We start from the raw sequence: 24,978 nt of genomic DNA on the forward strand, positions 1-24,978 counted from the left end.
GCGGCACAAAAGATCATGCAATCCGCCAGCCCGGTTCCCGAGGCGGGCATCCTGTCCCTGAGAGGTTTCACTGTTTGGCCCGTGGGACCTGCGCAGTTTGTCCTTGAAGTGCCTTGCCCCCTCGCCCCGTCCAGCAAGATTGCGACGACGCGACTCAGCCCTCAGCTGCCTTCCATTCATCACCCTGATGCCCCGCCGCAGGTCCACCAGACCGGCCATTCACCCGTCGCGCAGCATTCTCGCAGACGGAAGGTCGGCAGGGAGCAGACCACCATTCATCGGACCGGGCTGCTCCCCGCACGTCATTGCGCCAATTCGGCGGCTGGTCGCTTGTGAACCGCCGCCGCATAGGCCCCGGCTTTGGAGGTCGACAAGCCCGCTGCGACCATCGCCTCTGCCAGTCCGACCGCGCAGGACACGCCGTCGATCACCGGGATCCCGAATTCCGCGGACAGTTGCTGCATCAGATCGGCCATGCCGGCACAGCCCAGGACGATGGCTTCGGCCTTGTCCTGCGAGATGGCAGCCCTGATCTCGTCCCGGATCTGATCGAGGCAGGCAGGGTCGCCCTCCTCCAGTTTGAGCACCGGAATATCGGTCGCACGCACGCTGGCGCATTTCGTCGCCAGACCATACCGCATCAGGTTGTCCGTGATGCCCGCCACCGAACGGCTGAGCGTCGTCACCACGGAAAACCGATGCGCCACCATCGACGCCGCGTGATAGCCCGCCTCACCGATGCCGATGACCGGCACATCGACAAGACAGCGCATCGCATCGAGGCCGGTGTCGTCGAAACAGGCGATGATGACGGCATCGACATCCTTGTGCCGGGCCGCCTCTTCCAGCAGGCCGGGAAGGCACTGCGCCACATCGTAGAATCCTTCGATGCTGTAAGGGCCGTGGGCCGGATTGGTCGCAATGATCTCGGTGTCGGGGCGCGCCACCTTGCGCGCCGCAACCGCCGCCTTTTGCGTCATCGACGCCGTGGTGTTGGGATTGATCAGCAGGAGTTTCATTGGGTGGTCCTACATGTCGCCGCCAAGATAGGCGGCCTTGATCCGGTCATCGTGCAGCAACTCCTTTGACTTGCCCTCGATGACGACATTTCCGGTGCTCAACGCATAGGCCCGGTGGGAAATCGACAGCGCCATGCGTGAGTTCTGTTCGACCAGCAGGACCGAAACGCCTTCGTCGCGGTTGATCGCCACGATGGACCGCGCGATGTCCTGCACCAGCTTCGGCGCAATCCCCAGCGAGGGTTCGTCCAGCAGCAAAAGGCGCGGCTTGGCCATCAGGGCGCGGCCGATCACCATCATCTGCTGTTCGCCCCCCGACAGGGTGCCCGCGGATTGCTTGTAGCGTTCCTTCAGTCTCGGGAACCGCTCCAGCACGCTGTCCAGCGTATCCTGCACGCCTGAATCCTTTGCCCGCGTGAAGGCCCCCATCAGCAGGTTGTCCCGCACGCTCATGAAGGGAAAGACGCGGCGGCCTTCGGGGACCATGGCGATGCCGCCTGCCACGATATCCGCAGGGTTCATGCCGTCGATGCGCCTGCCTTCGAATGAGACGCTGCCCGAGCGCGGTTTCGCCAGTCCGGTGATGGCCCGCAGGATCGAGCTTTTGCCCGCCCCGTTCGCCCCGATCAGCGCGACCGTCTCGCCCTTCTCGAGGTCGATGGACACCTTCTTCAGCGCATAAACATGGTCGTAATAAAGCTCGACGTCCTTGAATTCCAACATCTTGCTCATGGCTTACATCCCAATCTCGTCATCGGCGCTGCCCAGGTAGGCTTCGATCACCCGCGCGTCGTTCTGGATTTCCACAGGGGTTCCTTCCGCGATCTTCTCGCCAAAGTTCAGCACCACGATCCGGTCGGAAATCTTCATGACGGCCGGCATGTCATGTTCGACGAGCAGGACCGTGACGCCACGCTCGTCCCTGACCTTGCGCACCAGGTCGACCATCCGCATGGTCTCGTCGTGGTTCATCCCGGCAAAGGGTTCGTCCAGCAACAGCACCTTTGGATCTGTCGCCAGCCCGATGGCAATGCCAAGCGCGCGCAGATTGCCCTGCGGCAGGTTGGACGCCTGCTCGTTGGCAATGGCCGTCATCCCGAGAAAGTCGATCAGGTCATCGGCATACATGCCGAAGCTTTCCACGTCCTCATGCGCCGTCCTGCTGCCCCAGAAATACCCGGCAAGCGAGGCCTTGGCCCGCAGGTGTTGCGCCACGACGATGCTTTCACGCACCGTCATCGACTTGAAGATCGTGGTTTCCTGAAAGGTGCGCACGATCCCCTTGCGGGCCACCACATGCGGTTTGAGGTTGGAAATCCGCTCGCCCTTGTACAGGACCTCGCCGCTGCTGGTGGGCAGGAAGGACGAGATCATCTTGAACAGCGTCGACTTGCCCGCGCCATTCGGCCCGATCACCGACAGGATCTCGTTTTCCTTGACGTCAAAGCTGATGTCGTTGTTCGCGGTCAGGCCACCGAATTTCTTCGTGACGTGCCGGACTTCGAGAAGCGCGCTCATTTCTTGCCTCCCGGCTTGCGCATGCGCAGGCTCAGCAGGCCGTTAGGCAGGAACAGCATCAGGACGATCAGCAGGCTCGAATAGACCAGCATCTGGTACTTGCCGAGCTCGAACAGCAGATCCCAGCCGAAATACAGCACCAGCGTGCCCAGCATCGGCCCAAAGACATACCCAAGCCCGCCGAGAAAGCAGTTCAGCATGAAGTTCACGCTGTCAGCGACCTGGAAGCTGGAGGGATAGACCGATTGCGCGATCGAGCCGAACATCGCCCCGCCGATCCCGCCAAAGAAGGACGAGATCGCGAAGATCAGGATGCGGATATAAGAGATGTTGACCCCGATGGAGCTGGCCAGTTCCTCGTTCTGCTGCATAGACCGGCACAGGTGCCCCAGCCTCGAATTCACGATCCGGTACAGCGCCGCATAGGTCAGCACCATCAGCACGGCGGTGGTGAAGTAGAAGGCCTGACGCGGGTTCTCCAGCGTGGCGAAATCCGGGATCAGCGTGATCCCAAAGATCGACACCCCACCCGGCAGCGGGATCGAGGTGATGCCCTTCGCGCCATTGGTGATCGGCAGCGCCAGCGCCGTCAGGGTAAAGACCTGCGTCAGGACCAGCGTGATCATCGCGAAATAAACGCCGCGCAGCCGCAGGATCGGCAGGCCGATCAGCACCGCGACGAAGGCCGCGAACACCCCCGCCAGCGGCAGCGACAGCCAGAAGGACATGCCCGCCTTGGTCACGAGGATGGCCGACACATAGGCCCCCAGCAGCGCAAACGCCCCCTGACCGATATTGATCCGGCCGATGTAGAAGGTCAGCCAGACTCCGGCGCTGGCAATGGCCAGCAGGCCGACGGACGTCAGGGTAAAGAACAGGTCGGTCCGGCCCGTGGAGGCGATCACCATCGGCACGATGACGAACACGGCCAGGAAAAAGACCACAAGGCCAACCCATTGAAATGTCGAAAGTCTGAACATCATCATCCCCACGGCTTGCCCATCAGGCCCTGCGGCCGGATGGCGAGGAAAATCATCAGCGATACGAAGATCAGCAAGTAGGTGATATCGCCGTATTGCGCGAGGTAGGCCAGGCCGAAGGCTTCCATAAAGCCGAGGATGATACCGCCCCAGATCGCACCCGAGATCACCCCCGCGCCGCCGATCATCACCATCATGAAGGCCTTGATCGAGGTCGGCCCGCCCATCCCGAGGTTCACCCCGGTGATCGTCACCAGCAGCCCGCCGACCAGCCCGGCCAGCATCGCGCCAAGCGCGAAGCCGATCATCGAGTAGCGATCCACATTCACGCCCATCAGCTGCGCCGCGGTGCGGTCCTGCGCCAGCGCGCGCAGTGCCCGGCCGGTCCTGGAATACTGCATGAACAGGATGAACGAGACGATGGACAGGATCGCCAGAACGCAGATCAGGATACGGTCATAGGGCATGATCAGCCGGAAATCCCAGTTGAGGACACCATTGACGATTTTCGGCACGCCCCGCTGCTTTTCCCCGAACAGCAGCAGGATCACCGCGTCGAAAAAGAACGCCAGACCTGCCGCCAGCAGCATCGTGCTTTCATCGCGGGACGATCGCCGGATGACCGGGGCAAACAGGAACTTCTCGATCAGCGCGCCCAATATGAAAAGGGTCACGCAGGACATCACCAAGGCCAGAACGAAGGGCAGCCCCAACTGGCCGTAAATTGTGTATGTGACAAAGCCGCCCAGCACGTACATCTGCCCGTGGGCAAAATTGAGCACGTTCATGAGGGCAAAAATCAGGGTCAATCCCAAGGCGATCATCGCGTATTGCGCGCCCAGGTAGACCCCGTTTGCGAGTATCTGTTCCATCCTGTCCCTGTCGAATATCTCTGTGGCTCCGGCCCCGCATCCGGGACCGGAGATCATATGATCCGAACCTGACCCACCGGGATCAGGCACAAGGGATCGGGTCAGTCGACTTCGGCGACGAACAGGGTCTCGAACTTGCCGTCCTGATAGACATTCACCACCAGCGGCACCGCGACCTGGCGTTTCTGCCCGAACGAGCTGTCGCCGACATACCGCAGCTTTGCGTCGCCAACCATGTAGGGGTTCGGGGCCTCGAACGTGTCCATCGTGGTCTGGAAGGCCTGCACGTCGGTCATGGCCTCGGGGTTCGCCTTCAGCGTTTCGAGGATGTATTCCAGCGCATAGACCTTGGTGTTCGACTCGTCGTTGTACTCGCCGAACATGTCCGTGTAGCGCTGCACGAATTCACGCATCGCATCCGAGGCCAGTTCCGGCGTCGACGCGCCACCGACCGAGATGAAGCCATTGGCCAGTTCACCCGCGCCTTCGGCCAGAACCTGCGCGTCCTGCGCGGTTTCGGTCGAGATCAGCCCCTGAAAGCCCAGCTCGCGTGCCGACCGGATCAGCTGCGGCGCGTTGGCGGGCGAAACGCCGGACAGCACCAGCAGGTCGGGCTGGGATCGCAGCACCGGGGTCAGAACCGGGGTGAAATCGGTGGTGTCCACCTGGTAGGTCACGTTGTCGGACACGACCTCAAGTCCCAGCTCCTTGGCAGCGGCAACACCGCCATCACGCTGGCTGAGCGGATCGGACTCGTTTGCCGCAATGAAGGCGACCGTCTTGACGCCTTCGTTCTCCATCAGGTGCTTGTAGATCGCCGGGCCGGACTGGTAGTTGGCGACCATGCCCAGAACCGCGTTCGACGCGGGCGCCGTATACAGCTCCTTCGGGAAGGCGTAGGGGAAATACATGATGCCGTTGGCCTCTGCCACGGGGCGCACGGCCGCCGCGCCGTCATCGACATTCGGGCCGACGACATAGTGGATGCCTTCCTGCGCCATTTTCTCCATACCGGCGATGGCACGCTTGGGGTCCTTCTGGTCGTCAAAGGAAACGATCTCGATGTCATAGGTCACGTCGCCGATGGTGTAGCCGCCGGTCTCGTTGATCCATGCGGCGCGGGTTTCCATCGAACGCTGGTTCGAAATGCCCCAGGCTGCCGCCGGGCCACTGGTCACGCCGACAAAGCCGATCTTCAGCACCGGGTTCTCGGCCCATGCGCTGCCAGCCATGAACGCGGACAGGGCCGCGACCGCGCCGGCGGACTTCAGGATTGTTCTTCGGTTCATTGTGTTCTCCTCCCTTGACCTTCCTCCGGCGCTCCTCAGGCCGGGGTGCGCTTGTCCACATGCGTGGTACGCTGCCGGAAGAAGACGATTGTTAACAATCTGTGTCAACGAAAATTTGACTTTTTGTCGGCACCACTTACTATTTTCCAAGGCTGACCTTCGCTTTACAGTGCATGCGCAGGACAGTTCACCGCCCATCAGCCCGGAGGCCAACAGTTTGGCAGTTCAGCAATTTCTCGATGCGGACTCGTCGCTTGGCGAAGAGCACAAGATCGTGGACCGGATCTACAACGCGGTGATGCAGCAGACGTTGGCCCCGATGACCAAGCTGAGCGAATCGACCATCTGCGAAAGCTTCGGCGTCGGCCGGATGAAGGCGCGGCGCGCCCTGTTGCTGCTGGCCAGTCAGGGTATCGTGGAGCTGCGCTCGAACCGGGGGGCCTTTGTCGCGAGCCCCACGCAAAAGGATGCCGACGAGGTGTTCGAGGCGCGCATCCACATCGAACCCAGCCTGATCGCGCAGGTGTCCGAGCGCATAGATGCCGACGGGCTCAAGGTCCTGACCGACCACATCGACAGGGAAAAAGCCGCCCGTCTGGCCGAGAACCGCCAGGAAATCATCCGGCTTTCGGGCGAATTCCACGTGCTCATCGCGACGGTGTCCGGGAACAGCTTCCTGATCCGCACCCTGCGGGAACTGGTCACCCGGACATCGCTCATCGTCGCCATGTTCGGATCGGGCAACTCTTCGTGCTGCCGCGAGGATGAACACGAAAGGATCCTCGACGCCATTCAGTCAAGGGATGCCAGCCTGGCCGCTGCGCTTGCGCGCGACCACCTGGACCACATTCGGATGGACCTCGACTTCAAGCAATCGCACAAGACCGCACCCGATCTGGTGACCCTGCTACGGGACAACTGATCGCGCCGCGTCGGCGCATGGCCGGTCTGAATTCGCGAACAATGACTCTCACAGGGCCCGCGCCCCGCAGCCATCCACGGATCAGGGCGATGCGGGTGCGAGGTGGCCAGATCACCGTGAGGGCCAGTGCCTGTGCAGGTCGTCTATGATCACCGCATGGGCGTGGGGGTTTGGCCCGCGCAGGTGTGGGTGGTCCGGCGCAAGGTCGGTATGGGTATGCGGGATGTCCGCCGCGCAATCCGGGCGCCACAGTCGGCGGGCGGCCTCGATGCCGAGGGTCGCGCAGGCGGCAAGCACAAGAAGGGTCACGACCGGGCCGAAGGCGGTCATCAGCCAACCGGACAGCGGGTAGGCGATCAGCCAGCAGGCATGGCTCAGCGCGAATTGCGCGGCAAACAGCGCCGGTCGGTCCTCCGGGTGCGCGGAGCGCCGCAGAAGCCGCCCGGACGGCGTCTGGACCGTCGAATAGCCCAGCCCGATCACGACCCAGGCCGCCAACAGCACGGGCCAGGACAGGCCGACCGTCGCCACGGTCCCGGCCAGCGCCAGCAAGGCGACGACCATCAGCCACGCCCCCGCCAGCATCACGCGACGGTCGTCCAGCCTGTCCAGCAGGCGCGGCAGCACCAGCGCCGCCACCATGCTCCCCGCCCCAAAGGCGAACAAGGCCCAGGCCAGCGCCCCGTCACCCAACCCAAGGACCGCGCGCACCAACACCACCGAATTGACCAGCACCATCGCCCCGGCGCTGGCCACCGCAAGGCTCAGCCCCAGAAGGCCCCGCAGACGCGGTGTCGCGAGGTAGATACGCAGCCCGCGCGTGGTGCGCTCGTAGATCCCGCGCGGCGCGGTCGGCTGCGGATCGGGCAGCACGGTCGAGACGACCAGCAGCGCCGAGGCGAGGAACCCCAGCGCCGTCCCGAGGAACAGCGTCCCCGACGCCATGATCGCCAGCAGCCCCGCCGCCAGCATGGGCGAGACGATGGATTCAAGGTCATAGGCCAGCCGCGACAGGCTCAGCGCGCGGGTGTAGCGCGCTTCGTCCGGCAGCACGTCCGGGATCGTCGCCTGGAAGGTCGGCGTGAACCCCGCCGAGGCCGCTTGCAGCACGAAGATCAGCACGTAGACCTGCCAGACCTCGGTCACGAAGGGCAGGCACAGGGCGCACAGCCCGCGCACCCCGTCCAGCGCCACCAGCAGCCGCCGCCGGTTCACCCGGTCCGCCAGCGCCCCTGCCACGGGGGAGAGGCCGACATAGGCGACCATCTTGATGGCAAAGACAGTGCCCAGCACCATCGCCGCGCCTTCGCCCGCAAGGTCAAAGACCAGCAACCCCAAAGCCACCGTCGCAAGTCCGGTGCCCAGCAGCGCCACGACCTGCGCGAGGAAAAGATGGCGGTACGTGCGGTCGCGCAGGATCTCGAGCATGGCGTCCTCGGGGCGGATCTCCGTCCCGGCCATCGTGGCGGATCGCTGCGACAATGCAACGGGCGATGTGCCGGGGGTTGCCGGACCGGCGCGCAGCAGGGCTTTGACGCGGTGCTGTCCTCGGTCTATCGTCCCGACGTGGGGTGGCTGCCCCGGACGGCAAGGCAGGGTGAACACAGTGACGACAGCGTTGGACCGCATCGGAGTGCCGCAGGCCCTGCGCCGCGCGCTGTCTGGGCTTGCCATCCTGCTGCTGGGCCTCAGCCTCGTGCTGGCCGCGGTGCCCGCAAGCGCCGCGCATGCCGACCCCCAGACCGCGCCGATGCAGGACTGCATCGACTGCCCAGAGGGGCATCACGCGAGCGGGTCGGACCCGTCCATGCCCGACTGCCACCACGGCATGAGCGTGGCCGTCGCGACGCTGCCCGCTGCGGTGGGCGTCTCCACTGTGGTCGTCCTGCGCGCGCCCTATGCGCTGCCCGCACCGGAAGCCGGGCCGCATCGCAGTCCCGAACACGACCTGCCGCCTCCCCGCGCCTGAGTGCTCTTGCTTCCATCGGCCCTTGCGGCCGGACCACCCGACCATGTCACGCCAGCCACGGGCCCGCGCGTGCAACTCAGGATAAGATCATGAAAAAAATCGCCTTTGCCGGCGCGGCTGCCGTTGCAGTCGCCGTCGGTGCCTATCTCACCACCGCCACCACCGCTCAGGAAGCCGCCAAACCCGCGCCGCTTGTCGCCGTCACGCTGCCGGACACGCTCTCGTCGCAGGCGCAGACCGGCAAGCTGGCCTATGACGCGGTCTGTGCCGCCTGCCATGGCGAGAACGGCTCCGGCAGGGACGGCTTCGGCCCGCCGCTCGTGCATGTCATCTACGAACCGAACCACCATGGCGACATGGCCTTCTTCATGGCCGCCGAGCGTGGGGTGCGCGCGCATCACTGGCGCTTTGGCGACATGCCCGCGCAGAAGGGCCTGACGAAGGGCGACGTTGCCAATATCGTGACCTATGTGCGCGAACTCCAGCGCGCCAACGGGATCGAGTGAGATGGCCCTTCCCCTGAACCGACGCGCCTTCTGCGCCAGCCTTGCCGCCGCCGCGCTGCCCCGCCCCTCCTGGGCCGCAGGGACCGGGGCCACGCCCGAGACGCTGACCGCGCAGAAGGCCAGCGTGCAGCTGGCCCCCGAGGGCTATCCCGCCACGCCGGTCTGGTCCTACGACGGCACCATCCCCGGCACCACGATCCGCGCCCGACAAGGCGACAGGATCACCCGGCGGCTGGTCAATGCCCTGGACGAGCCGACCTCGGTCCACTGGCACGGCATCCGCATCGACAACGCCATGGACGGCGTCGCGGGCCTGACGCAGGAGGCCGTGCCGCCCGGCGCCACCTTCGACTACGACTTCGCCGTGCCGGACGCCGGAACCTACTGGTATCACGCGCATGTCAACTCCATGGAGCAGGTCGCACGCGGCCTCTCCGGCGCGCTGATCGTCGAGGAACCCGACGCCCCGGACGTGGACCGTGACGAGGTACTGATGCTGGGCGACTGGCTGCTCGACCCCGAGACCGGCGGCTTTGTCGAGCCCTTCGACCACCCGATGATGATGAGCCACGGCGGGCGCACCGGCAATCTGGTGGGCGTCAACGGGCGGTATGATTTCACGCTGACGGCACGGCGGCACGACCGCCTGCGGCTGCGGCTGATAAATTCTGCCAATGCGCGGATCTTTCAGCTTGGGTTGCAGGGGATGAATGGCTGGACCGTCGCGTTAGATGGCATGCCGCTCGATGCGCCGGATGACACCACGGACATCGTGCTCGCCCCGGCGCAGCGCGTCGATCTGATCGTCGACATCACCGCCGAAGAAGGCACGCCCGCCGGGCTGCTGATGCGGATGGACGACGACAGCTGGCAGGCCCTGGTCGAGGTGACGGTGGCGGGCCAGTCCGCCCGCACGGTGCGCGATGCCCCCGCCGCCCTGCCGCCCAACCCGAACACCGCCCTGCCGGACCTGACACAGGCCCGCAACCTGACCATGGCGATGGAAGGCGGCGCCATGGCGGGGATTGACAGCGCCCTGTTCGAGGGTGAACGCCTCGACTTTCGCGCGCTGATCGACCGGGGGCAGTTCTGGGCGCTGGCCGGTCAGGCGGGGCGCACCGACACGCCCTTCGCCGACCTGTCCCGCGGCGAGGTGGTGCGGCTGAAACTGGACAACCGCACGGTGTTTCCGCATGCGATGCACCTGCACGGGATGCACTTCCGCCAGGTGCGGGCCGACGGCAGCATGGGCCCGCTGCGCGACACCATCCTGTCCATCCCGAATGAACCGCTGGAGATCGCCTTTGCCGCCGACAATCCCGGCAAATGGCTGTTTCACTGTCACATGCTGGCGCATGCGGCATCCGGCATGACAACATGGATCAACGTAACCTGAGCAACGAGGGACGCGCGTGAAACCGACGCTGATGGCGCTCGGTCCCGCCGCGCTGACGCGTGGCGGGCGAAGAACAAGGACGTCATGGCGCGGATGAAGGCCCTGCCGATCATCCGCGACCAGTGGGACGACTTCGCCAAGCTGGCCCTCGACGCGGAGACCACCGCCGAGCCGCGCGCCGGACCTGTCACCCCTGACCAACCGCCCTGCAAGAACGCGCATCAGCCGCTGTCGTCAAAGAGCCGCTCGACACTCTTCACGATCTCCGGTGTCAGAGGCTTCGTGATGAAGTCCTTCACCATGGAAAAGGTCCGGGCGCGTTCATGATCCGCCGGGTCAAGCGAGGTTGTCAGCATCGCGACGACCACCTTGGCGAAGGCCGTTCCAAGCTCTGCTGTTGCCGCCTCCAGGAACTCGAACCCGTTCATCCGGGGCATGTTGATATCCAGGAAGATCAGGTCGATCGTCTGGCCCGGATCGGCTTTGAGCCGCGCCAGCGCCTCGTCGGCAAAGGTGAACATCTCCACCTCCCAGATGACACCGGCCCTGGAGATGATGCGCCGGTACAGGCGCTGGTCGATCTCGCTGTCGTCGATCAGCCAGACACGCCGTGATGAGCCTGTCATGCTGCCTCCTCCGGAAATGTCATGATGAAGGTCGTGCCCTGCCTGCTGTCGTCGGCGATGCGGATGTCACCCTTGTGGTTCGACATGACCCGCTTGCAGATCGTCAGCCCCAGCCCCGTGCCCGCGAACCGCGTCTGGCTGTGAAGGCGCTGGAACAGGCCGAACACCTTGTCGCGGTGTTGCGCCGGGATGCCGATGCCGTTGTCGCTGACCTCGACGACCAGCCCTGTGGCATCGCGCCGACCCGTCACGGAGATCAGCGGGCGACGATCCGTATTGCGAAACTTGATCGCATTCGCGATCAGGTTCTGGAACAGCATCCGCAGTTGCGTCGGGTTCCCCGTGACATCCGGCAGATCACCAATCTCGATCCTCGCGTCGGCGGCCACGATGTCGCCCCGGAGGTCGGCGCAGATGGTCTGCACCAGCTCCGCCAGCGCGACCCGTTCGACCACCAGCGCCTCGTCCACGATCCGCGAATAGGCCAGCACGTCGTCAACCAGCTGCCGCATGTGGCTGTTGGTGCGCGCCATGTCGGCCAGCACGTCGCGGCCGTCTCCGTCCAGATCGGCCTCTTCGGACAGCACGTCGATCAGCATGCCGATGGTGTTGGCGGGCGACTTCAGGTCGTGCGAGATGGCATAGGTGAATTCCGCCTGCTCGCGGTTGGCCTGCTGCAACTGGGAAACCAGCGTCTGCAGCTGCCGGGCGTGGGCCTGTTCGCGCAGCAGGTCCTGATGCTGCTGTTCAAAGGCCGCCCGGCGTTGCCGTTGCCGGTCCCGCAGATGATGACCCGCCAGCAGGAGCAGCGCCGCCAGCGCGAGGCCCAGCAGCGTGTAGAGCCGCGTCACCGACCAGAAAACCGGTTGCGTGAAATAGCGCTGCCGCAACGCCACGTAATCGTCCGACAGCAGGTAGCCGGGGATCACGGCGTTCAGGCGCTCGCGGACGGCACCGAGGCCGGGGCGCAGGCCGATCACGTTGTCCACGGTGAAATCCGGCGCGCCGATGGATTTGAATTGCCGCCTCATGCCCGCGCCGTCGAGCGTATGACCGACTTCCATGAGGGCGTCGATCTCGCCACCGGAGAGCGCATCGGCAAGAGCCGGAAGCGTGTCGAAAACGCGCAGCTCCCCGGCACGGAACCCATGCTGGCGGGCGGCGCTGACCGCATCGGGAAGCGCGCCGACACGCGCCGTGTCAAGGTCGGTCCAACCGTCGAACCTGTCGTCGTCCCGCCGCACAAGAATATCGAAGGCGGCGCTGTCGATCGGGATGGTCAGGTCGAGGTCCGGACCAATCTCCTCCGACCGCAGCAGGAAGGGCACCGCATCGTAGGCGTGCGATGTGACCGTGCCGAAATAGGTGTCCAGCGAAACCGGATGGAACCGCACCTGCAACCCCGCACGCTGCGCCAGATCGTCAAACAATTCAGCGGCATAGCCCGAAACCTCACCGGAGTCGGAGATGATGCCATAAGGCGGCGCATGGGCGATTGGCACATCGAGGACGTCCGGCTCGGGCGGCGGCACCTCCAGCGAATAGCGTTGCCGCAGGTCGGACAGCGCGCCGCTCGCCTCCAGCCGCGCGATGGCGGCATTGACCTCCGGCAAAAGGTCGGCCCGCGCGCGATGCAGCATGACGTAGCGCGGGATTTCCCCCACCGTCTCGCGGCCAAAGATGATCCGCCCGTCCACCCCGGCGTCGCGGGCCAGCCGGAAAACCGTGGGCGGCGGGATCAGCAACGCATCGACCTCACGCTTCAGCAGCCCAAACAGCGCCGCTTCGACATTGGCGAAGGGCACGGGCGTATTGGCCTGCAGCACGGGGTCGTCGGACCCCAGAATGGGCGGCACGATGCCGATCCGATACCCCTCCACGGAGCCGGATTCGAAGTCCCTGATGGTGTCGACCAGAACCGCGAAGCGCAGCAGATCCGAGGCAACCGGGTCCGAATAGACATGATTGTCGAGCAGCGTCGGCAGCTTGACGATTCCGGCCATCATGTGCGACCGGCCCGCATTCTGCGCCGCCACCACAGAGGCGACATCGGGAAGGTCCAGGTAGTCGATGGGCCGCCCGATCTCGCGCGCGATGGCCTCCGCCAGGGCAATGAAGAAGCCGCTCCGCGCGCCCGCCGTGTCACGGTACATGAAGGGCGGCACGGGACCGAAGGGGACGATGACCGCCTCAGCCTCCGCCCGCTGCGCCCGCCCCGCGACAGGCCACAGCAGGCAGGCCGCCAGCAGGAGTGCCAGGCGGCAAACGGTCAGGATGCGTGGCGGGATTTGCGGCATCGACACGGGCCTCTCCGATGGCAGCGGTCCGCTGCACCGGGTTCCGTCCTACCCGCCCAGGCCTTAAAGCCCGTTTAACGTGTGCGCCACAGCCTCCCGCAAGGCTCAGTTCCCCGGCAAGGCCACAAGCCCGAACCAGTAATCGCGCACGCGCTGGATCACCTCGGTCAGGCCGTCCAGATCGCCCGGTTTCACGAGGTAGCTGTTGGCGCCCGCCTCGTAACAGCGATGAATATCGCCGGGATCGGCAGAGCCGGACATCACCACCACCGGCAGCGCCGTGGTCTGCGGATCGCGCTTCAACCGCGCCAGAACATCGCGCCCGTCCAGCCCCGGCAGGTTCAGATCGAGAAAGATCACCCCGGGGCGGGCATTGCCCGGCGCCGCCTCCAGGCCTGCGTGGCCAAGGTAGCGCAGCGCCTCCTCGCCGGTCTCGCAGCGCACGATAGGATTGGCAAAGGTGCCATCCTCCGTCAGGGCAAAGGCGCAGGCTTCGAAATCGTCGGGGTTGTCCTCGACGATCAGGATCGGGACCTCGCCATGTCTTGCCGCACCCTCGCGCATGAAGGTCTCCTACTGCTGCATGTCCTGCGCCATCGGCAGGGTCACATAGAACGTCGAGCCGCGCCCCGGTTCAGAGGTGAAATCGACGCTCCCCCCATCAATCTCGGCTGCCTTGCGCACGAAAGCAAGCCCCGCGCCGGTTCCGCGGGCAAAGTCGTCCCCCGGCCCGATGTCATGCTCCGCTGCGTTGCTCAGGCGGCTGAAGATCCTGAAGATCTTGTCCCTGTATTCGGGCGCGATCCCGACGCCGTTGTCCCGCACAAAGATCGCATGCTCCATCGTCTGACCGTTGACCATGGCCTGCGCGACATAGCCGATCTCGACCCGCTGTTCGGCAGAGCTGTTGTACTTGACCCCGTTGATGACAAGGTTCTGCAGGATGAGGTTCACCGTGGTCCGGTCCGACAGCACGTCGGGAATGTCCGAAACCTGAATGACCTCGGCCGACCGCTCCGTCAGCCACTCCGACAAAGTGGAGCGGATGCCGGAAATGACCGAACCCACGTCCACGCGCTCGCGCTTTGGCCCGCCCGCACCGATCTGGGAATAGGCGAGCAGTTCGGACACGAGGCTCTGCATCCGTCCGGCCAGTTCGCCCATCCGTGCCACGCGCTGTCCCGTCTGACCGGGCAGGCCCTCGCGCATGAGGAACTGTGCATTGATCCCGATCCCGCGCAGCGGCTCCTTCAGATCGTGACTGGCGATATAGGCGAATTCGTCCAGCGCGCGGTTTGTCCGTTCCAGTTTTCCGACGAGCGTCGCCAGCTCCAGGTTGTGCGCCTGTTCACGCTTCAGGTCTGCCTGCTGCTGCTCGAAGGCCAGTTGGCGCCGGTGCTCCACGGTCTTCTGGCGCAGGATCGCCGCCAGCAGCCCCAGCAGCACCGCCATGCCAAGGCCCAGCAGCATCCGCAACCGGGCAGGCGTCCAGAACACCGGCTTTGCGTAATACCGCGCCCGCAGGGCGGCGTACCCCGGCGAGATCAGGAAACCGGGAATGACCGCGTCGAACCTGTCCCGCAACGCGCCCAGTCCGGGGCGCATCGGGATGCCGGTGAGCAGCGTATAGAGCGGCGCCGCGCTCGCCGCCCGCACGGAGTCTATCGCGTTTTGTTCGAGATAGGCGGAATAGATGCTCTCGACGCCCAGCACCGCATCGACCTGCCCCTGCAACAGGGCGTCGAAGACCGCCGCCGTATCCGGCAACACCGTGACCTCCGCCGACAGGCCAAGCGCCGCGAGGGTCTGCGCGATCCCCGGCGAATTGACCGCGAGGGTGAGCCCCTCCAGATCCTCCGGCAAAGGGTCGACCAGGGCCGAGCCGTCGCGCACGTAGACCGTGATCGTCTCCAGCTGCGTCTCGACGGTGAAATCCATCAACGCGACCCGCTCGGGCGTTTCCACCATCGCCGGCAGCAGATCGACTCCGGCGGCCACGGGGCCGTTCAGGTATGCGGCGCGGTCCACCGTCACGAACCGCAGCGGCACGCCGACCCGGTCCGCCACCGCCTGCAGGAGGTCGATGGAGAACCCGCCCGGATTGCCGTCGGCCCCGAGCCGGATCAGCGGCGGGATATCCGCGACACCCACCGTCAGCACCGGCGGCGCGGGCGGCGGCAGCTCGATCAGGTAGCGGTTGCGCAGGGCGCCCAGCCGCCCGTCCGCCTCCAGCCGCGCGACTGCGGCATTGATGGGCGCCAGCAGATCAGCCCGGTCGCTGTGCAGCGCCACCACCCGCTCGACCTGCCGGATCGGCTCCCCGACAAAAGCGATGCGCGCGTCCGTTCCCATCCGGCGCGTCACGGAATAGGCGACGGAATTCGGCACCATGATGGCATCCACATCGCGCAGGAACAGCGCGAGAATCGCAGCCTCCGCCGTGGGGAACTCGATGGCCGTATTGTCTGCCATGGCGCGCGCCTCGGTCTCGCCCACCAGCGGCGGCACGATCCCGATGCGCAAGCCGCGCGGATTGGCCTCGATCCCAGCCGCGCGGTCGGCCAGAGCGGCCATTTGCACCACGTCGCGCGCCACCGGGTCGGAAAAGACGGTCGTCTCGCGCAGGACCGGCAAGGGGGCGACCCCGGCGATCATCTGCGCCTCGCCCGTCCGCAAGGCCGAGACCGTGGCCGCGACATCCGGAAAATCGCGCACTGCGATCTCGGCATTGATCTCCGTGCCGATCAGGCGCGCGAGGTCGATCGCGAACCCCGCGTAGCCGCCTTCCCCGTCGCGCTCCATGAGCGACCGGAGCGGGGCAAAGGGAACGGCGATCACGTCCCGGGCCTGGCTCGCCGTTGCCAGCCATACAATCATAAACGCGATGAGTGCCTGACGCAGGGAAGCCTCCCGATCCGCGACATGAATGACGCTGCGGACACGAGTGTAGAAGAAGGCGGCCCGCCGGGAAAGGTCCTTGCCCAGGCGAACCCGCGTTGCAGTCGTCAGACCCGAGCCACGCCCAAAGGGTAAAAGCCGTACCTCAGCCCGCCCGCTCCGTGGCGGTCACAAGTCTGGTCAGGGCTGCCAGCACCCGGTCCGGATACATCCACATCATGCTGTTCGCGCCGCCTTCGACCACGTCGACGGGTCCATGACCGTGTGCCTCGGCCCATTCATGGACAAAATCGACGCCCATGACGGGGTCGGCGCTGCCATGCAACCAGTGGATCGGACAGCCGACGGCGGCGTAATCGTCCGACCAGTCGGCCATGGCCGCGCGCCCGTCCTGCACCATGTGCCGCGTTCCCTGCGCGATCATGTGGTGGACGTTGCGGCGGTAGATGTCGAGGATCTCGGGCTGTTCCAGCGCGGCAAGGTCTGCGTCGGAGCCTTTGAAATACTTGTTCAGGTAGGCGACATGGCCAATCCGGTTGAACTGCGCGATGCCGATCCGCAGCAGCATGGCGAACATCGACGGCGTGTAACGCGCGGCGACGGCGGCAACGCGGGTCTGCAGGTTCATATGGTGCAGGTGGCGGGTCTCGTCGATGGGAATACCTGCGCTGATCATCAGCATCCCGCGACAGTCGGGGCCAAGGGCCCGGGCGATGCGGCAGGCGTGGCTGACGCCGCCCTGATGCGCGACCACGATCACGGGCCGGTCGAAATGCGCGCGGCAGACCGCCAGCGCATCTTCGACCACCGTGTCGTCGAACCTCTCCCAGTCGATCGGCGCCGAGGTCTGGCCAAATCCGGGGCGCGAGGGGGCCAGCACGTCGAACCCAAGCTCCGAGAAACCGCGTGCCAGCGGCGCATTGAAATACGGCCCCGTGATGTAGCCATGCACGAACAGCACGGGCACCCCCCCGCTGCGGCCCTCGCGGTGGCAGGCAACGCGGCGTCCTTCGGGCAGGTCGAATTTCTGGATGTCACGGCTCAGCGACGGAAAGGCGTCCGCCGCGGCGGTCACGCCGGGTTCGGAGAACAGCGCCAGCTGGTTCATCAGCGTGATGAGTTGCGGCATCCTGGCAAAGCCGCTCTTGCCGAGAATGGCCTTGGCCTGGCTGCGGATGGTCTCGACGCTGCGGCCACGGATTTCGGCGATCTCGGCGTGGCTGCGGCCGCGCAGGATTTCCAGCAGTACCTCTGCCTCGCTGCCCGACAGGTCAAAGGAATCGCGGATCAGCGGCAGGCTTTCCTCGTCCCACAGGATGCGCGCGATGGTGATGCCCAACCCGCTGCTGGTGCGCCCGGTCTTCGGGTCGACGCTTTGGTGCTGCGTCACCCGCGCAACGAACCGATCACCCCCGGCCAGTTCAAGCACGATCGAATCCGTCGCAAGCGGCTGGAGCCGTGCCGTATCGGCCAGCATCTTGCGCAGGTGGTGACGGCTGGTCCCGGCCAGACACAGCGCATCGAAATTGCACGGAAAGGCCACGTCGAACAGCGACGCGGCGTTGGAGTTGCCAAGGCAGGTGCCGCCCGGCGCGATGACCAGCGCGGCGAGGCGGTCCTTGACCAGCGTCTCCGGGCGCGCGCGGGAGTTGGGTTCCTGCGCTTCGAGCAGCCTTTGCAGGCGGTCCGCATGGGACGTGAAAAGCTGGTCGTGCAGGCCACGGCTGACATGATTTGCCGGGACAGGGTTTTCCGGCGACCGGAACAGGTATGCGGCGGCACTGTCGATCACCTGGTCGAAATTCCCGGGATCGAAGGGTGCCTCGTAGGCACTGTCCAGAAAATGGAGGAGCTTGCCGCTGACGTCGGTGCGCTCGGGAGAAAAGTCGTTCATACCCGAGACATAAATCATTGCGCGATGCGGGCAACAGGTATCAATCGGGCCGCATCCGTGTTGGCGGTCACATGTCTGGCCGGGCAGGTTCCCAAATTGATCCGGTCATGAGGTCCGGCCATCAGGCCCGCTTTGACCACGGATGCCACGCTTCACCCTTCAGGGTGATGCCGTGCAAGCGACAGCATGCAAGAAGTCAAACCTGAAAGCGATTTTGAATCGGGGACGACCTTGAAGAACTTTGGAAGATATTTCTGGCTGTTGCAGGCCTCGGCACTGGCCACGGTGACGTTGTGCGCGTCGGGAATGGCCATGGCGCAGCAGACCGCCGGGTTGCAGACGATTGATCCGTCGCAGGAGATCAGGGATTTCTACGGCGATCCGGCCGAGACCTACCCGCGCTCTCTGACGCATGTCCCGGCGCGTTATGCGCTGACCGCCGACGGTCAGACGCTGGTCGGCACGGTGTACCGCAGCTACACCGACAGCGTCTACGCAGGCTACACATGGACCGAGGCAGGCGGCGTCGCGCCTGCCGGCGACGCCACGACGATGCGCCCGCTGGACCAGTGGAATTTCTACAGCGTGGCCGATGTGTCTGCGGACGGCAGCGTCATGGTGGGCCGCGCCTCGGGCGGCGTGAGCGGCATCGCCGGCGGCCAACGCGCCTACCGCTGGACGGCCGCGGGCGGCTTCCAGGACCTCGACCCTGCGGAGACCACGCTCTTCAGCAATGCGCTCGGCGTATCGGGCGATGGCTCCACCGTGGTGGGCAAACTCGGCTTCATCGGCCCGGCCACGGCATTCCGCTGGACCGAAGCGACCGGCATCCAGAGTCTCGGCCACCTCGACGGCATGACAACCCCCACCGGCAGCGATCAGGCCATCGCGACCTCGTGGGACGGCTCCGTGGTCACCGGCACGGCCTGGAACGCCAGCCTGCAACAGAACGCCTTTCGCTGGACAGAGGGCAGCGGGATGACGGCGCTTCCGACCCTGCGCGGCGGCAATTTCGCCTTTGCCAATGACATCTCGTGGGATGGCCGCGTCATCGTCGGCGGCGCGCGTCCCGGCGACAGCTACGGCAACCGCGCCGTGCGTTGGGTCGATGGCGTGCTCTCGGAACTGGGCAGCCTTCCGACCGACAACAATCAGGAATTCATCTCCGAAGCCCTGGGCATTTCCGGCAACGGACAAGTCATCGTCGGCAAGGCCAACTGGAATCAGGGCAGCAGCTCCCACGGCTTTCGCTGGACCGAGGACGGCGGGATGCAGACGGTCGAGGACTGGCTGCGCGCAAACGGCGTCGACATTCCGTCGAACTTCCCCGGACGGTCCGAGATCACCGAAACCGCGGAAACCACCAATGCCGACGGTTCGGTCGTGGTTGGCCTGACGCGGTCCAAGGAGGTCTACATTGCCCGTGGCAATGGCACGGGACCAGCAACACTGCCGACGACAGGTGGCACGGGCGGCACGGGTGGTACAGGTTCGACCGGCGGTACAGGCGGCACAGGTTCGACCGGCGGCACCGGCGGTACAGGTTCGACCGGCGGTACAGGCGGTACAGGTTCGACCGGGGGCACAGGTGGCACAGGTTCCACCGGCGGTACAGGCGGCACGGGCTCGACCGGGGGCACAGGTGGCACAGGTTCCGCCGGCGGTACAGGTTCCACGGGCGGCACCGGCTCCACCGGCGGCACGACAACAACCGGGACCACCGGCAACGCCGGCATCATCACGGTCAACAGCATGAGCAGCAGCCTCGGAACCACGGCAGCCGCCAACACCTCCACGACCCGCAGCCTTGGCGTCGTGGTCAATGGCGCCGGTTCACGTCCGCTCGACCGTCGCACCGCCGCGGGCCAGTCCCTCGTCTGGGCCAGCGGCGACTGGGGCAAGGACAGCCTCGGCGGCGAAGACGGCCGCTTTGGCCTTGGCGAACTGGGGTACGGCCACAACTTCGGCAGCCTTCAGGTCAACGGCGTCTTCGGCATGATCGAAGGCTCGCAGGACACCGGCTTTGGCGGGGTCACCGACACCCACGCCAGCTACGTCAAGCTCGAAGCCCTCAAGCAGTTGACCGGCGACGAGAACAGCGGCCTTTGGGCGGCCGTCACGGCTGCGGCCCTCTGGGGACAGGCCGACATCACGCGCGGCTACGTGCTGGGCGGTGGCGCGCTGGATGCCTCGCGCGGCACTGCGGACATGACCGCCCGCGCCATCCGCGCCCGGCTGCAATACGCCAATGCCGTGCCGATGGTCTCGCCCTACGGTGAACTGTCCTACTCCCACAGCTGTCTCGACGGCTACACCGAGACCGGCGGCGCCTTCCCCGCGGCCTTCGACCGGCTCTGCGATGACAGCACAGAGGTCCGCATCGGCTTCGACGCCGAGGTGCCGGTGACCGGCAACGTCACGTTCATCGGCACGCTCGAAGGGGTGCATCGCTTCGAGGACAAAGGCGCGAACGTCACCGGTCAGGTCATCGGCCTTGGCGCATTCGATCTTGGCGGACCGACCTATCAACAGGACTGGATGCGCGCGGGCGTCGGCGTCACCGTCGACATGAAGGGCTCAAGCTTCTCGGTCATGGCCAATGGCACCACCAAGGGTGAAGCCGCCGACGCCTGGATCGCAGCCAACTGGAGCATCCGGTTCTGATCGACACTCTCAAGAACCGTTGCGGCGCCTGACGTGCCGCAACGGATCATCTGTCCGAACGCCATCGCAGGTTTGGCTGCGGTCCGCCGCGCCGTCGCGGTGGGATTGTCTTTCAGCAAGATCAAAGGTCTCCGAACCCAGCGCTCCCCATGACCCGGCACGGCCTGATCGGGAAATGTGCTGGCGGCGATGCCTCCCCTGCCCCCCAGACCTGCCCATGGCCTTTCTCACGGGCATGTCCCGTGCGGTGAAACCATCCAATAAGGCCCCCACGACTCCGACGCGCTGCGCCCCCGCTGCTCCGCCGCCATGGGTCCGCCCCTGGCCCGTCTGGCGGTTTGCATCGCGTATCTGCCGGAGCCGTCAATACCGCTGCCGGTAAACTCGACCGCCCGGATGTCCGGTGTTTTCCCATCAAAGCTGCGCCTCGCGCCAGACAGGGCGTTTCGGCAGGAACTGGTGGTGTCCGCAGGGCTTAATGCCGGTGGACATCCCCTGCCTTTGCCAAGGGACCGTGGCCGCCATCGCGATCGGCTACCGCCACATCGACATCACGCAGGCCTATGGCAGCGAACGCGGCGTGTGCGAGGCCATCCGCACCTGCGGCATCCCCCGCGAGGACCTCTTCGTCCAGTCCGAACTCGCCGCCGAGGTAAAGGACTACGAGGGCGCCAAGGCCGCGATCCAGGCCTCCCTCGACACGATGGGCCTCGATTACATCGACCTCTTCATCATCCACAGCCTGCAACCTTGGGGTGACCGGGCCGCCGAGGACCGCTTCTTCGAGGGCAACCTCGCCGCGTGGAAAGCCATGGAAGAGGCGCTGGCCGAGGGCAAGCTGCGCGCCATCGGCGTGTCGAACTACCAGCAGCAGGACCTCGCCAGCCTCATCGACAATGCGTCCGTCAAGCCGATGATCAACCAGGTCCTCGCCCATATCGGCAACACGCCCTTTGACCTGATCGACTACGCCAAATCCAACGGCATGCTGGTGGCGGCCTATTCCCCCATCGCCCACGGCGCGATCCTCGACAACGCGGACATCAAGGACATCAAGGACATGGCGGCGAAATACCACGTCACCGTGCCGCAACTCTGCCTCCGCTACATCCTGCAACTGGACCTGCTGGCCCTGCCCAAGACCACGAACCCCAAGCACATGGAGTCGAATGCTCAGGTGGACTTCACCATCTCCGACGCCGACATGGAGACGCTGAAGGGCATCACCGCCAGGGACTACGGCGAGGCCTCCATGTTCCCGGTCCACTCCGGCAAACAGTGATCCCGCGCGGACCGTCCCGGAAACTTCAAAAGTTTCCGGGGCGCAGTCCTTCAAGGACTGCGATCCCCCCGCCGATTGATGAGCCGGCCTCATCACCGGTTTCACCCATCCGCCCATAAACCCATAGACCTCATGACCCACCTCTGGGGAGTAACCCGACCAAGAGGACACCGCCATGAAACGCCACCTGACCGCCCTCGCCCTGCCGGGCACCTCCGCCACCGCGCAGGACCTCTCGACCACGATCCCGCCCGAGGTCGCCGCCGTCTCCCCCGCGCTTCAGGCCTACGCAACCGACGCCCTGCACGGCACAGTCTGGACCGCCGACAGCCTGAACACCCGCGACCGCGCGCTCGTCACCTTTGCCGCCATGGTCACCCGTGGCGAGAGCGCGCAGCTTGGCGCCTTCACCGCGCTGGCCCTCGATACCGGGATCACGCCTGCGGAGCTGTCCGAAACCATCACCCACCTCGCCTTCTACTCCGGCTGGGGCAATGCCACCGGCGCGGCCATCGCCATGGCCCCGGTCTTTGCCGAGCGCGGCATCGCGCCCGACCAGCTCCCCGGCACCAACCCCGACCTCCTGCCCCTGGACGAAGAGGCCGAAGCCGCCCGGCAGGCCGACGTGATCCTGCTCGCCGTCCACTGGTCGCAGACCACCGACGTGCAGCAACAGGCGCTCTCCCTCGCGGGCAAGACCATCCTGTCGACCGTGGTGCCCCTGAACGCCGCCAATGACACCATCGTCCTGCCGCCGACCACCTCCGGTCTGGAAACGCTGGCCAGCCAGTACCCGCAGGCGCAGTGGGTCGGCGCCTTCAACACCATCCCGTCCAAATCCTTCGCCCCCGCGCCTGCAAAGGCACCAACCCCGAAGCCCCAGGTCCTCTATTACGGCGACGACCAGCAGGCCAAATCCATCGCGCGCCAGCTGATCGAGGATGCGGGCTTCGACCCGCTGCACGCGGGTGGCCAGGGCACCGCGCGCTATGCCGAACCCTTCGCCATGGTCACCGCCGTCCTCGCCTACGGCCAGCCCGGCGGCCCCGCGCTGACCTACCGGTTCACGAAACTCTAACGGCCCGTGACGCCACAGTGCGCCCCGGTTACGCGATCCTTGACCGGACCGCGTAACGCTCCTTGCCGACCCGAACGGAGAAGCCAAAGGAGCCACCATGGACCGTCTCTGCCCTCCCGCGCCCGGACCCTCCCGCGCCATCCTGCTGGAGATCGCGCCGGAACACATCCACCTCCCGACCGAAGACCCGCGACTGGATCATGACCCCGAAAACCCGGCAAAGGACGCCAATCTGCGCGCCTCCATCGCGGCGCATGGCCAGCAACTGCCGATCCTCGTGCGCCCCCGCCCCGGTCATCCCGGCCAGTACGACCTCGTTTACGGGCGCCGCCGCCTGCGCGTGCTGAAATCGCTGAACCGTCCCGTGCGCGCGCTTGTCTCGCGCCTCGACAGCCGCGCCGCGGCCCTCGCGCGCGGGGCCGAGAACTGTCACCGCCGCGACCTGTCCTTCATCGAGAAATCCGTCCTCGCGGCGCAACTCGGCGAAAGCGTGGACCGCCCGACCATCGCCGCGACCCTCGACACCGACCTGCCGACGCTGAACCGCATGCTGCGCGTGGGGTCCGCCTTCGATCTCGACTTTCTCGATCAGATCGGCCCCGCGCCGGGCATCGGCCGCGACCGCTGGCTGCGCCTGCATGGCTTCCTGCAAGCGCCCGACATGGCCGAACGCGTCCGCCGTCGCCTGCCCGCCCTCGCCGGACTCCCCGACAGCGACATGCGCTTTGAACAGGTCTTTGCATGGGCGCAGGGCCTGCCGTCCCCGGTCATTGCCCGTCGCGGTCCGGGCTGGCCGAACCGCCGCGTCTCCAGCGCGCATGGTTTCCCCATTGGCCGGGTAAAGGTGACGGACACCGCCGTCATGCTGACCGTCCCCATGGGCGAAACCCCCGCCTTCGCCATCTGGATCAACCTCGAAGCCGAGCGCGTCCTGCGAGACCTCTACGCACAATGGATCGCCTCAAAGGCGAGCACTCACCAGACAACCGATTGAAACGGCTTGAACAAAACGGACGCCAGCAAAAAGCCGTCAGTACGCGGCACGGGAGACCCGACCAGAGGCGTCGCCGGTTCGCCGGACTGTCTTACGTCAGGACATGCCTCAGCCAGACCGAGCTATCGCCCGGTGTATCCACCGACAGCAGGTCCGCCCTGCGCACCGCCGTCTCGGGCGCGTCGTAGATCGCGGGCATACCGTGCCGGCCATCGACCAGCGGCAGCATCAGCGTGCTGGTCTCGTCGATCAACCCTTCGGTCAGGAACGCGCCGTTCAGAGCGCCGCCGCCTTCCAGCAACAGCGTCTCGACGCCAAACGCCCCCGCGACCCGCGCCAGCACGTCGCGCCTGTCCCCCCGGTCAAAGAACACCGACACGCCCCGCGCCTCCAGTGCGTCGACATGCCCTTGCGGCGCGGTCTCGGGCAACACCAGCACAAGGTGACCGCCGTCGAGCACGCCACTCTCGGGCACCAGCCGGGCGTGGCGGTCAAAGCACAGCCCGATCGGCGCGCTGGCCCCAAGGGCCACCCGGTCGGGCCGCCCCGTCACTGGCCGCGTCACCGGCCCGACATCGGCCCGACATCGGCAGGCGCGCCGGAGGGGGCGCCCATCTCCTCCAGCGTGCGGCGCCCGACGATCCAGCCCTGTGCATCGCGCCGCGCGGCAGTCTCCTCGTACAGCGCCATCACGCGCTCGCCAGTCACCACCCTCGACGGTCGGCCAGCAGCCGACCGTCGAGGGTGGTGACCATGTGGCCGATGAAACCGGGG

The 24,978-nt window shown here is 65.9% G+C and carries 22 protein-coding genes; 8 read left to right on the plus strand and 14 right to left on the minus strand.

What is annotated here, in order from left to right; all coding sequences use genetic code 11:
- Positions 1 to 302: 302 nt before the first annotated feature.
- The 6 genes from ACP16H_RS16750 to ACP16H_RS16775 all read right to left on the minus strand — a co-directional run bounded on the left by ACP16H_RS16750 (position 303) and on the right by ACP16H_RS16775 (position 5,678).
- Complete coding sequence (locus ACP16H_RS16750) at positions 303 to 1,019, minus strand: aspartate/glutamate racemase family protein (RefSeq protein WP_425073393.1); 717 nt, start codon at positions 1,017 to 1,019, stop codon at positions 303 to 305.
- Between the two features lie 9 nt (positions 1,020 to 1,028).
- Positions 1,029 to 1,742: an ABC transporter ATP-binding protein gene (locus tag ACP16H_RS16755; RefSeq protein WP_425073415.1), complete on the minus strand. Its 714-nt coding sequence runs from the start codon at positions 1,740 to 1,742 to the stop codon at positions 1,029 to 1,031.
- Between the two features lie 12 nt (positions 1,743 to 1,754).
- Positions 1,755 to 2,537: an ABC transporter ATP-binding protein gene (locus ACP16H_RS16760; RefSeq protein ID WP_425073394.1), complete on the minus strand. Its 783-nt coding sequence runs from the start codon at positions 2,535 to 2,537 to the stop codon at positions 1,755 to 1,757.
- Positions 2,534 to 3,517: a branched-chain amino acid ABC transporter permease gene (locus tag ACP16H_RS16765; RefSeq protein ID WP_425073395.1), complete on the minus strand. Its 984-nt coding sequence runs from the start codon at positions 3,515 to 3,517 to the stop codon at positions 2,534 to 2,536. Before ACP16H_RS16765 ends, ACP16H_RS16760 begins: the two co-directional genes overlap by 4 nt.
- A gap of 2 nt (positions 3,518 to 3,519) precedes the next feature.
- On the minus strand, positions 3,520 to 4,389 hold the full coding sequence (locus tag ACP16H_RS16770; protein ID WP_425073396.1) for a branched-chain amino acid ABC transporter permease: 870 nt from the start codon (positions 4,387 to 4,389) through the stop codon (positions 3,520 to 3,522).
- A gap of 101 nt (positions 4,390 to 4,490) precedes the next feature.
- The gene (locus tag ACP16H_RS16775; RefSeq protein WP_425073397.1) at positions 4,491 to 5,678 is read right to left on the minus strand and encodes an ABC transporter substrate-binding protein; all 1,188 of its coding nucleotides are present in this window, start codon (positions 5,676 to 5,678) and stop codon (positions 4,491 to 4,493) included.
- Positions 5,679 to 5,895: 217 nt separating this feature from the next.
- Between ACP16H_RS16775 and ACP16H_RS16780 the strand changes: the two genes are divergently transcribed.
- Positions 5,896 to 6,600, plus strand: coding sequence for a GntR family transcriptional regulator (locus ACP16H_RS16780; RefSeq protein WP_425073398.1), 705 nt, complete (start codon positions 5,896 to 5,898; stop codon positions 6,598 to 6,600).
- A gap of 111 nt (positions 6,601 to 6,711) precedes the next feature.
- Here the strand turns inward: ACP16H_RS16780 and ACP16H_RS16785 are convergent, their stop codons facing one another.
- The gene (locus tag ACP16H_RS16785; protein WP_425073416.1) at positions 6,712 to 8,028 is read right to left on the minus strand and encodes an MFS transporter; all 1,317 of its coding nucleotides are present in this window, start codon (positions 8,026 to 8,028) and stop codon (positions 6,712 to 6,714) included.
- A 178-nt stretch (positions 8,029 to 8,206) separates the two neighbouring features.
- On the opposite strand from ACP16H_RS16785, the gene ACP16H_RS16790 reads away from it, so the two are divergent.
- From ACP16H_RS16790 to ACP16H_RS16800, 3 genes are all read left to right on the plus strand, one after another.
- Positions 8,207 to 8,569: a hypothetical protein gene (locus tag ACP16H_RS16790; protein ID WP_425073399.1), complete on the plus strand. Its 363-nt coding sequence runs from the start codon at positions 8,207 to 8,209 to the stop codon at positions 8,567 to 8,569.
- 89 nt (positions 8,570 to 8,658) lie between these two features.
- Entirely contained in the window at positions 8,659 to 9,075 is a 417-nt protein-coding gene (locus ACP16H_RS16795; protein ID WP_425073400.1) for a c-type cytochrome, read from the plus strand.
- A gap of 1 nt (position 9,076) precedes the next feature.
- On the plus strand, positions 9,077 to 10,471 hold the full coding sequence (locus ACP16H_RS16800) for a multicopper oxidase family protein (RefSeq protein WP_425073401.1): 1,395 nt from the start codon (positions 9,077 to 9,079) through the stop codon (positions 10,469 to 10,471).
- Between the two features lie 221 nt (positions 10,472 to 10,692).
- On the opposite strand, the gene ACP16H_RS16805 is transcribed toward ACP16H_RS16800, so the two are convergent.
- The 5 genes from ACP16H_RS16805 to ACP16H_RS16825 form a co-directional block, all read right to left on the minus strand.
- A complete protein-coding gene (locus ACP16H_RS16805; RefSeq protein ID WP_425073402.1) occupies positions 10,693 to 11,097 on the minus strand; it encodes a response regulator in 405 nt (134 codons plus the stop codon).
- Complete coding sequence (locus ACP16H_RS16810; protein ID WP_425073417.1) at positions 11,094 to 13,394, minus strand: ATP-binding protein; 2,301 nt, start codon at positions 13,392 to 13,394, stop codon at positions 11,094 to 11,096. Before ACP16H_RS16810 ends, ACP16H_RS16805 begins: the two co-directional genes overlap by 4 nt.
- A 105-nt stretch (positions 13,395 to 13,499) precedes the next feature.
- A complete protein-coding gene (locus tag ACP16H_RS16815) occupies positions 13,500 to 13,958 on the minus strand; it encodes a response regulator (RefSeq protein WP_425073403.1) in 459 nt (152 codons plus the stop codon).
- 9 nt (positions 13,959 to 13,967) lie between these two features.
- On the minus strand, positions 13,968 to 16,232 hold the full coding sequence (locus ACP16H_RS16820; RefSeq protein ID WP_425073404.1) for a transporter substrate-binding domain-containing protein: 2,265 nt from the start codon (positions 16,230 to 16,232) through the stop codon (positions 13,968 to 13,970).
- 205 nt (positions 16,233 to 16,437) lie between these two features.
- Positions 16,438 to 18,186 carry an alpha/beta fold hydrolase gene (locus ACP16H_RS16825; protein WP_425073405.1) on the minus strand — a complete coding sequence of 583 codons (1,749 nt, stop codon included), beginning with the start codon at positions 18,184 to 18,186 and terminating at the stop codon, positions 16,438 to 16,440.
- A 231-nt stretch (positions 18,187 to 18,417) separates the two neighbouring features.
- On the opposite strand from ACP16H_RS16825, the gene ACP16H_RS16830 reads away from it, so the two are divergent.
- The 4 genes from ACP16H_RS16830 to repB all read left to right on the plus strand — a co-directional run bounded on the left by ACP16H_RS16830 (position 18,418) and on the right by repB (position 24,204).
- Positions 18,418 to 20,850, plus strand: coding sequence for an autotransporter domain-containing protein (locus tag ACP16H_RS16830; protein ID WP_425073406.1), 2,433 nt, complete (start codon positions 18,418 to 18,420; stop codon positions 20,848 to 20,850).
- 478 nt (positions 20,851 to 21,328) lie between these two features.
- The gene (locus ACP16H_RS16835; protein WP_425073407.1) at positions 21,329 to 22,132 is read left to right on the plus strand and encodes an aldo/keto reductase; all 804 of its coding nucleotides are present in this window, start codon (positions 21,329 to 21,331) and stop codon (positions 22,130 to 22,132) included.
- Between the two features lie 175 nt (positions 22,133 to 22,307).
- Complete coding sequence (locus tag ACP16H_RS16840; RefSeq protein WP_425073408.1) at positions 22,308 to 23,210, plus strand: carboxymuconolactone decarboxylase family protein; 903 nt, start codon at positions 22,308 to 22,310, stop codon at positions 23,208 to 23,210.
- 97 nt (positions 23,211 to 23,307) lie between these two features.
- Positions 23,308 to 24,204 carry a plasmid partitioning protein RepB gene (repB, locus tag ACP16H_RS16845; RefSeq protein ID WP_425073409.1) on the plus strand — a complete coding sequence of 299 codons (897 nt, stop codon included), beginning with the start codon at positions 23,308 to 23,310 and terminating at the stop codon, positions 24,202 to 24,204.
- A 91-nt stretch (positions 24,205 to 24,295) separates the two neighbouring features.
- On the opposite strand, the gene ACP16H_RS16850 is transcribed toward repB, so the two are convergent.
- Positions 24,296 to 24,757: a dihydrofolate reductase family protein gene (locus ACP16H_RS16850; protein ID WP_425073410.1), complete on the minus strand. Its 462-nt coding sequence runs from the start codon at positions 24,755 to 24,757 to the stop codon at positions 24,296 to 24,298.
- Between the two features lie 8 nt (positions 24,758 to 24,765).
- The coding region (locus ACP16H_RS16855; RefSeq protein ID WP_425073411.1) for a hypothetical protein at positions 24,766 to 24,978 on the minus strand (213 nt) is incomplete at its 5' end.

It is taken from the genome of Sagittula sp. S175, assembly GCF_049800975.1.
Classification (GTDB): domain Bacteria; phylum Pseudomonadota; class Alphaproteobacteria; order Rhodobacterales; family Rhodobacteraceae; genus Sagittula.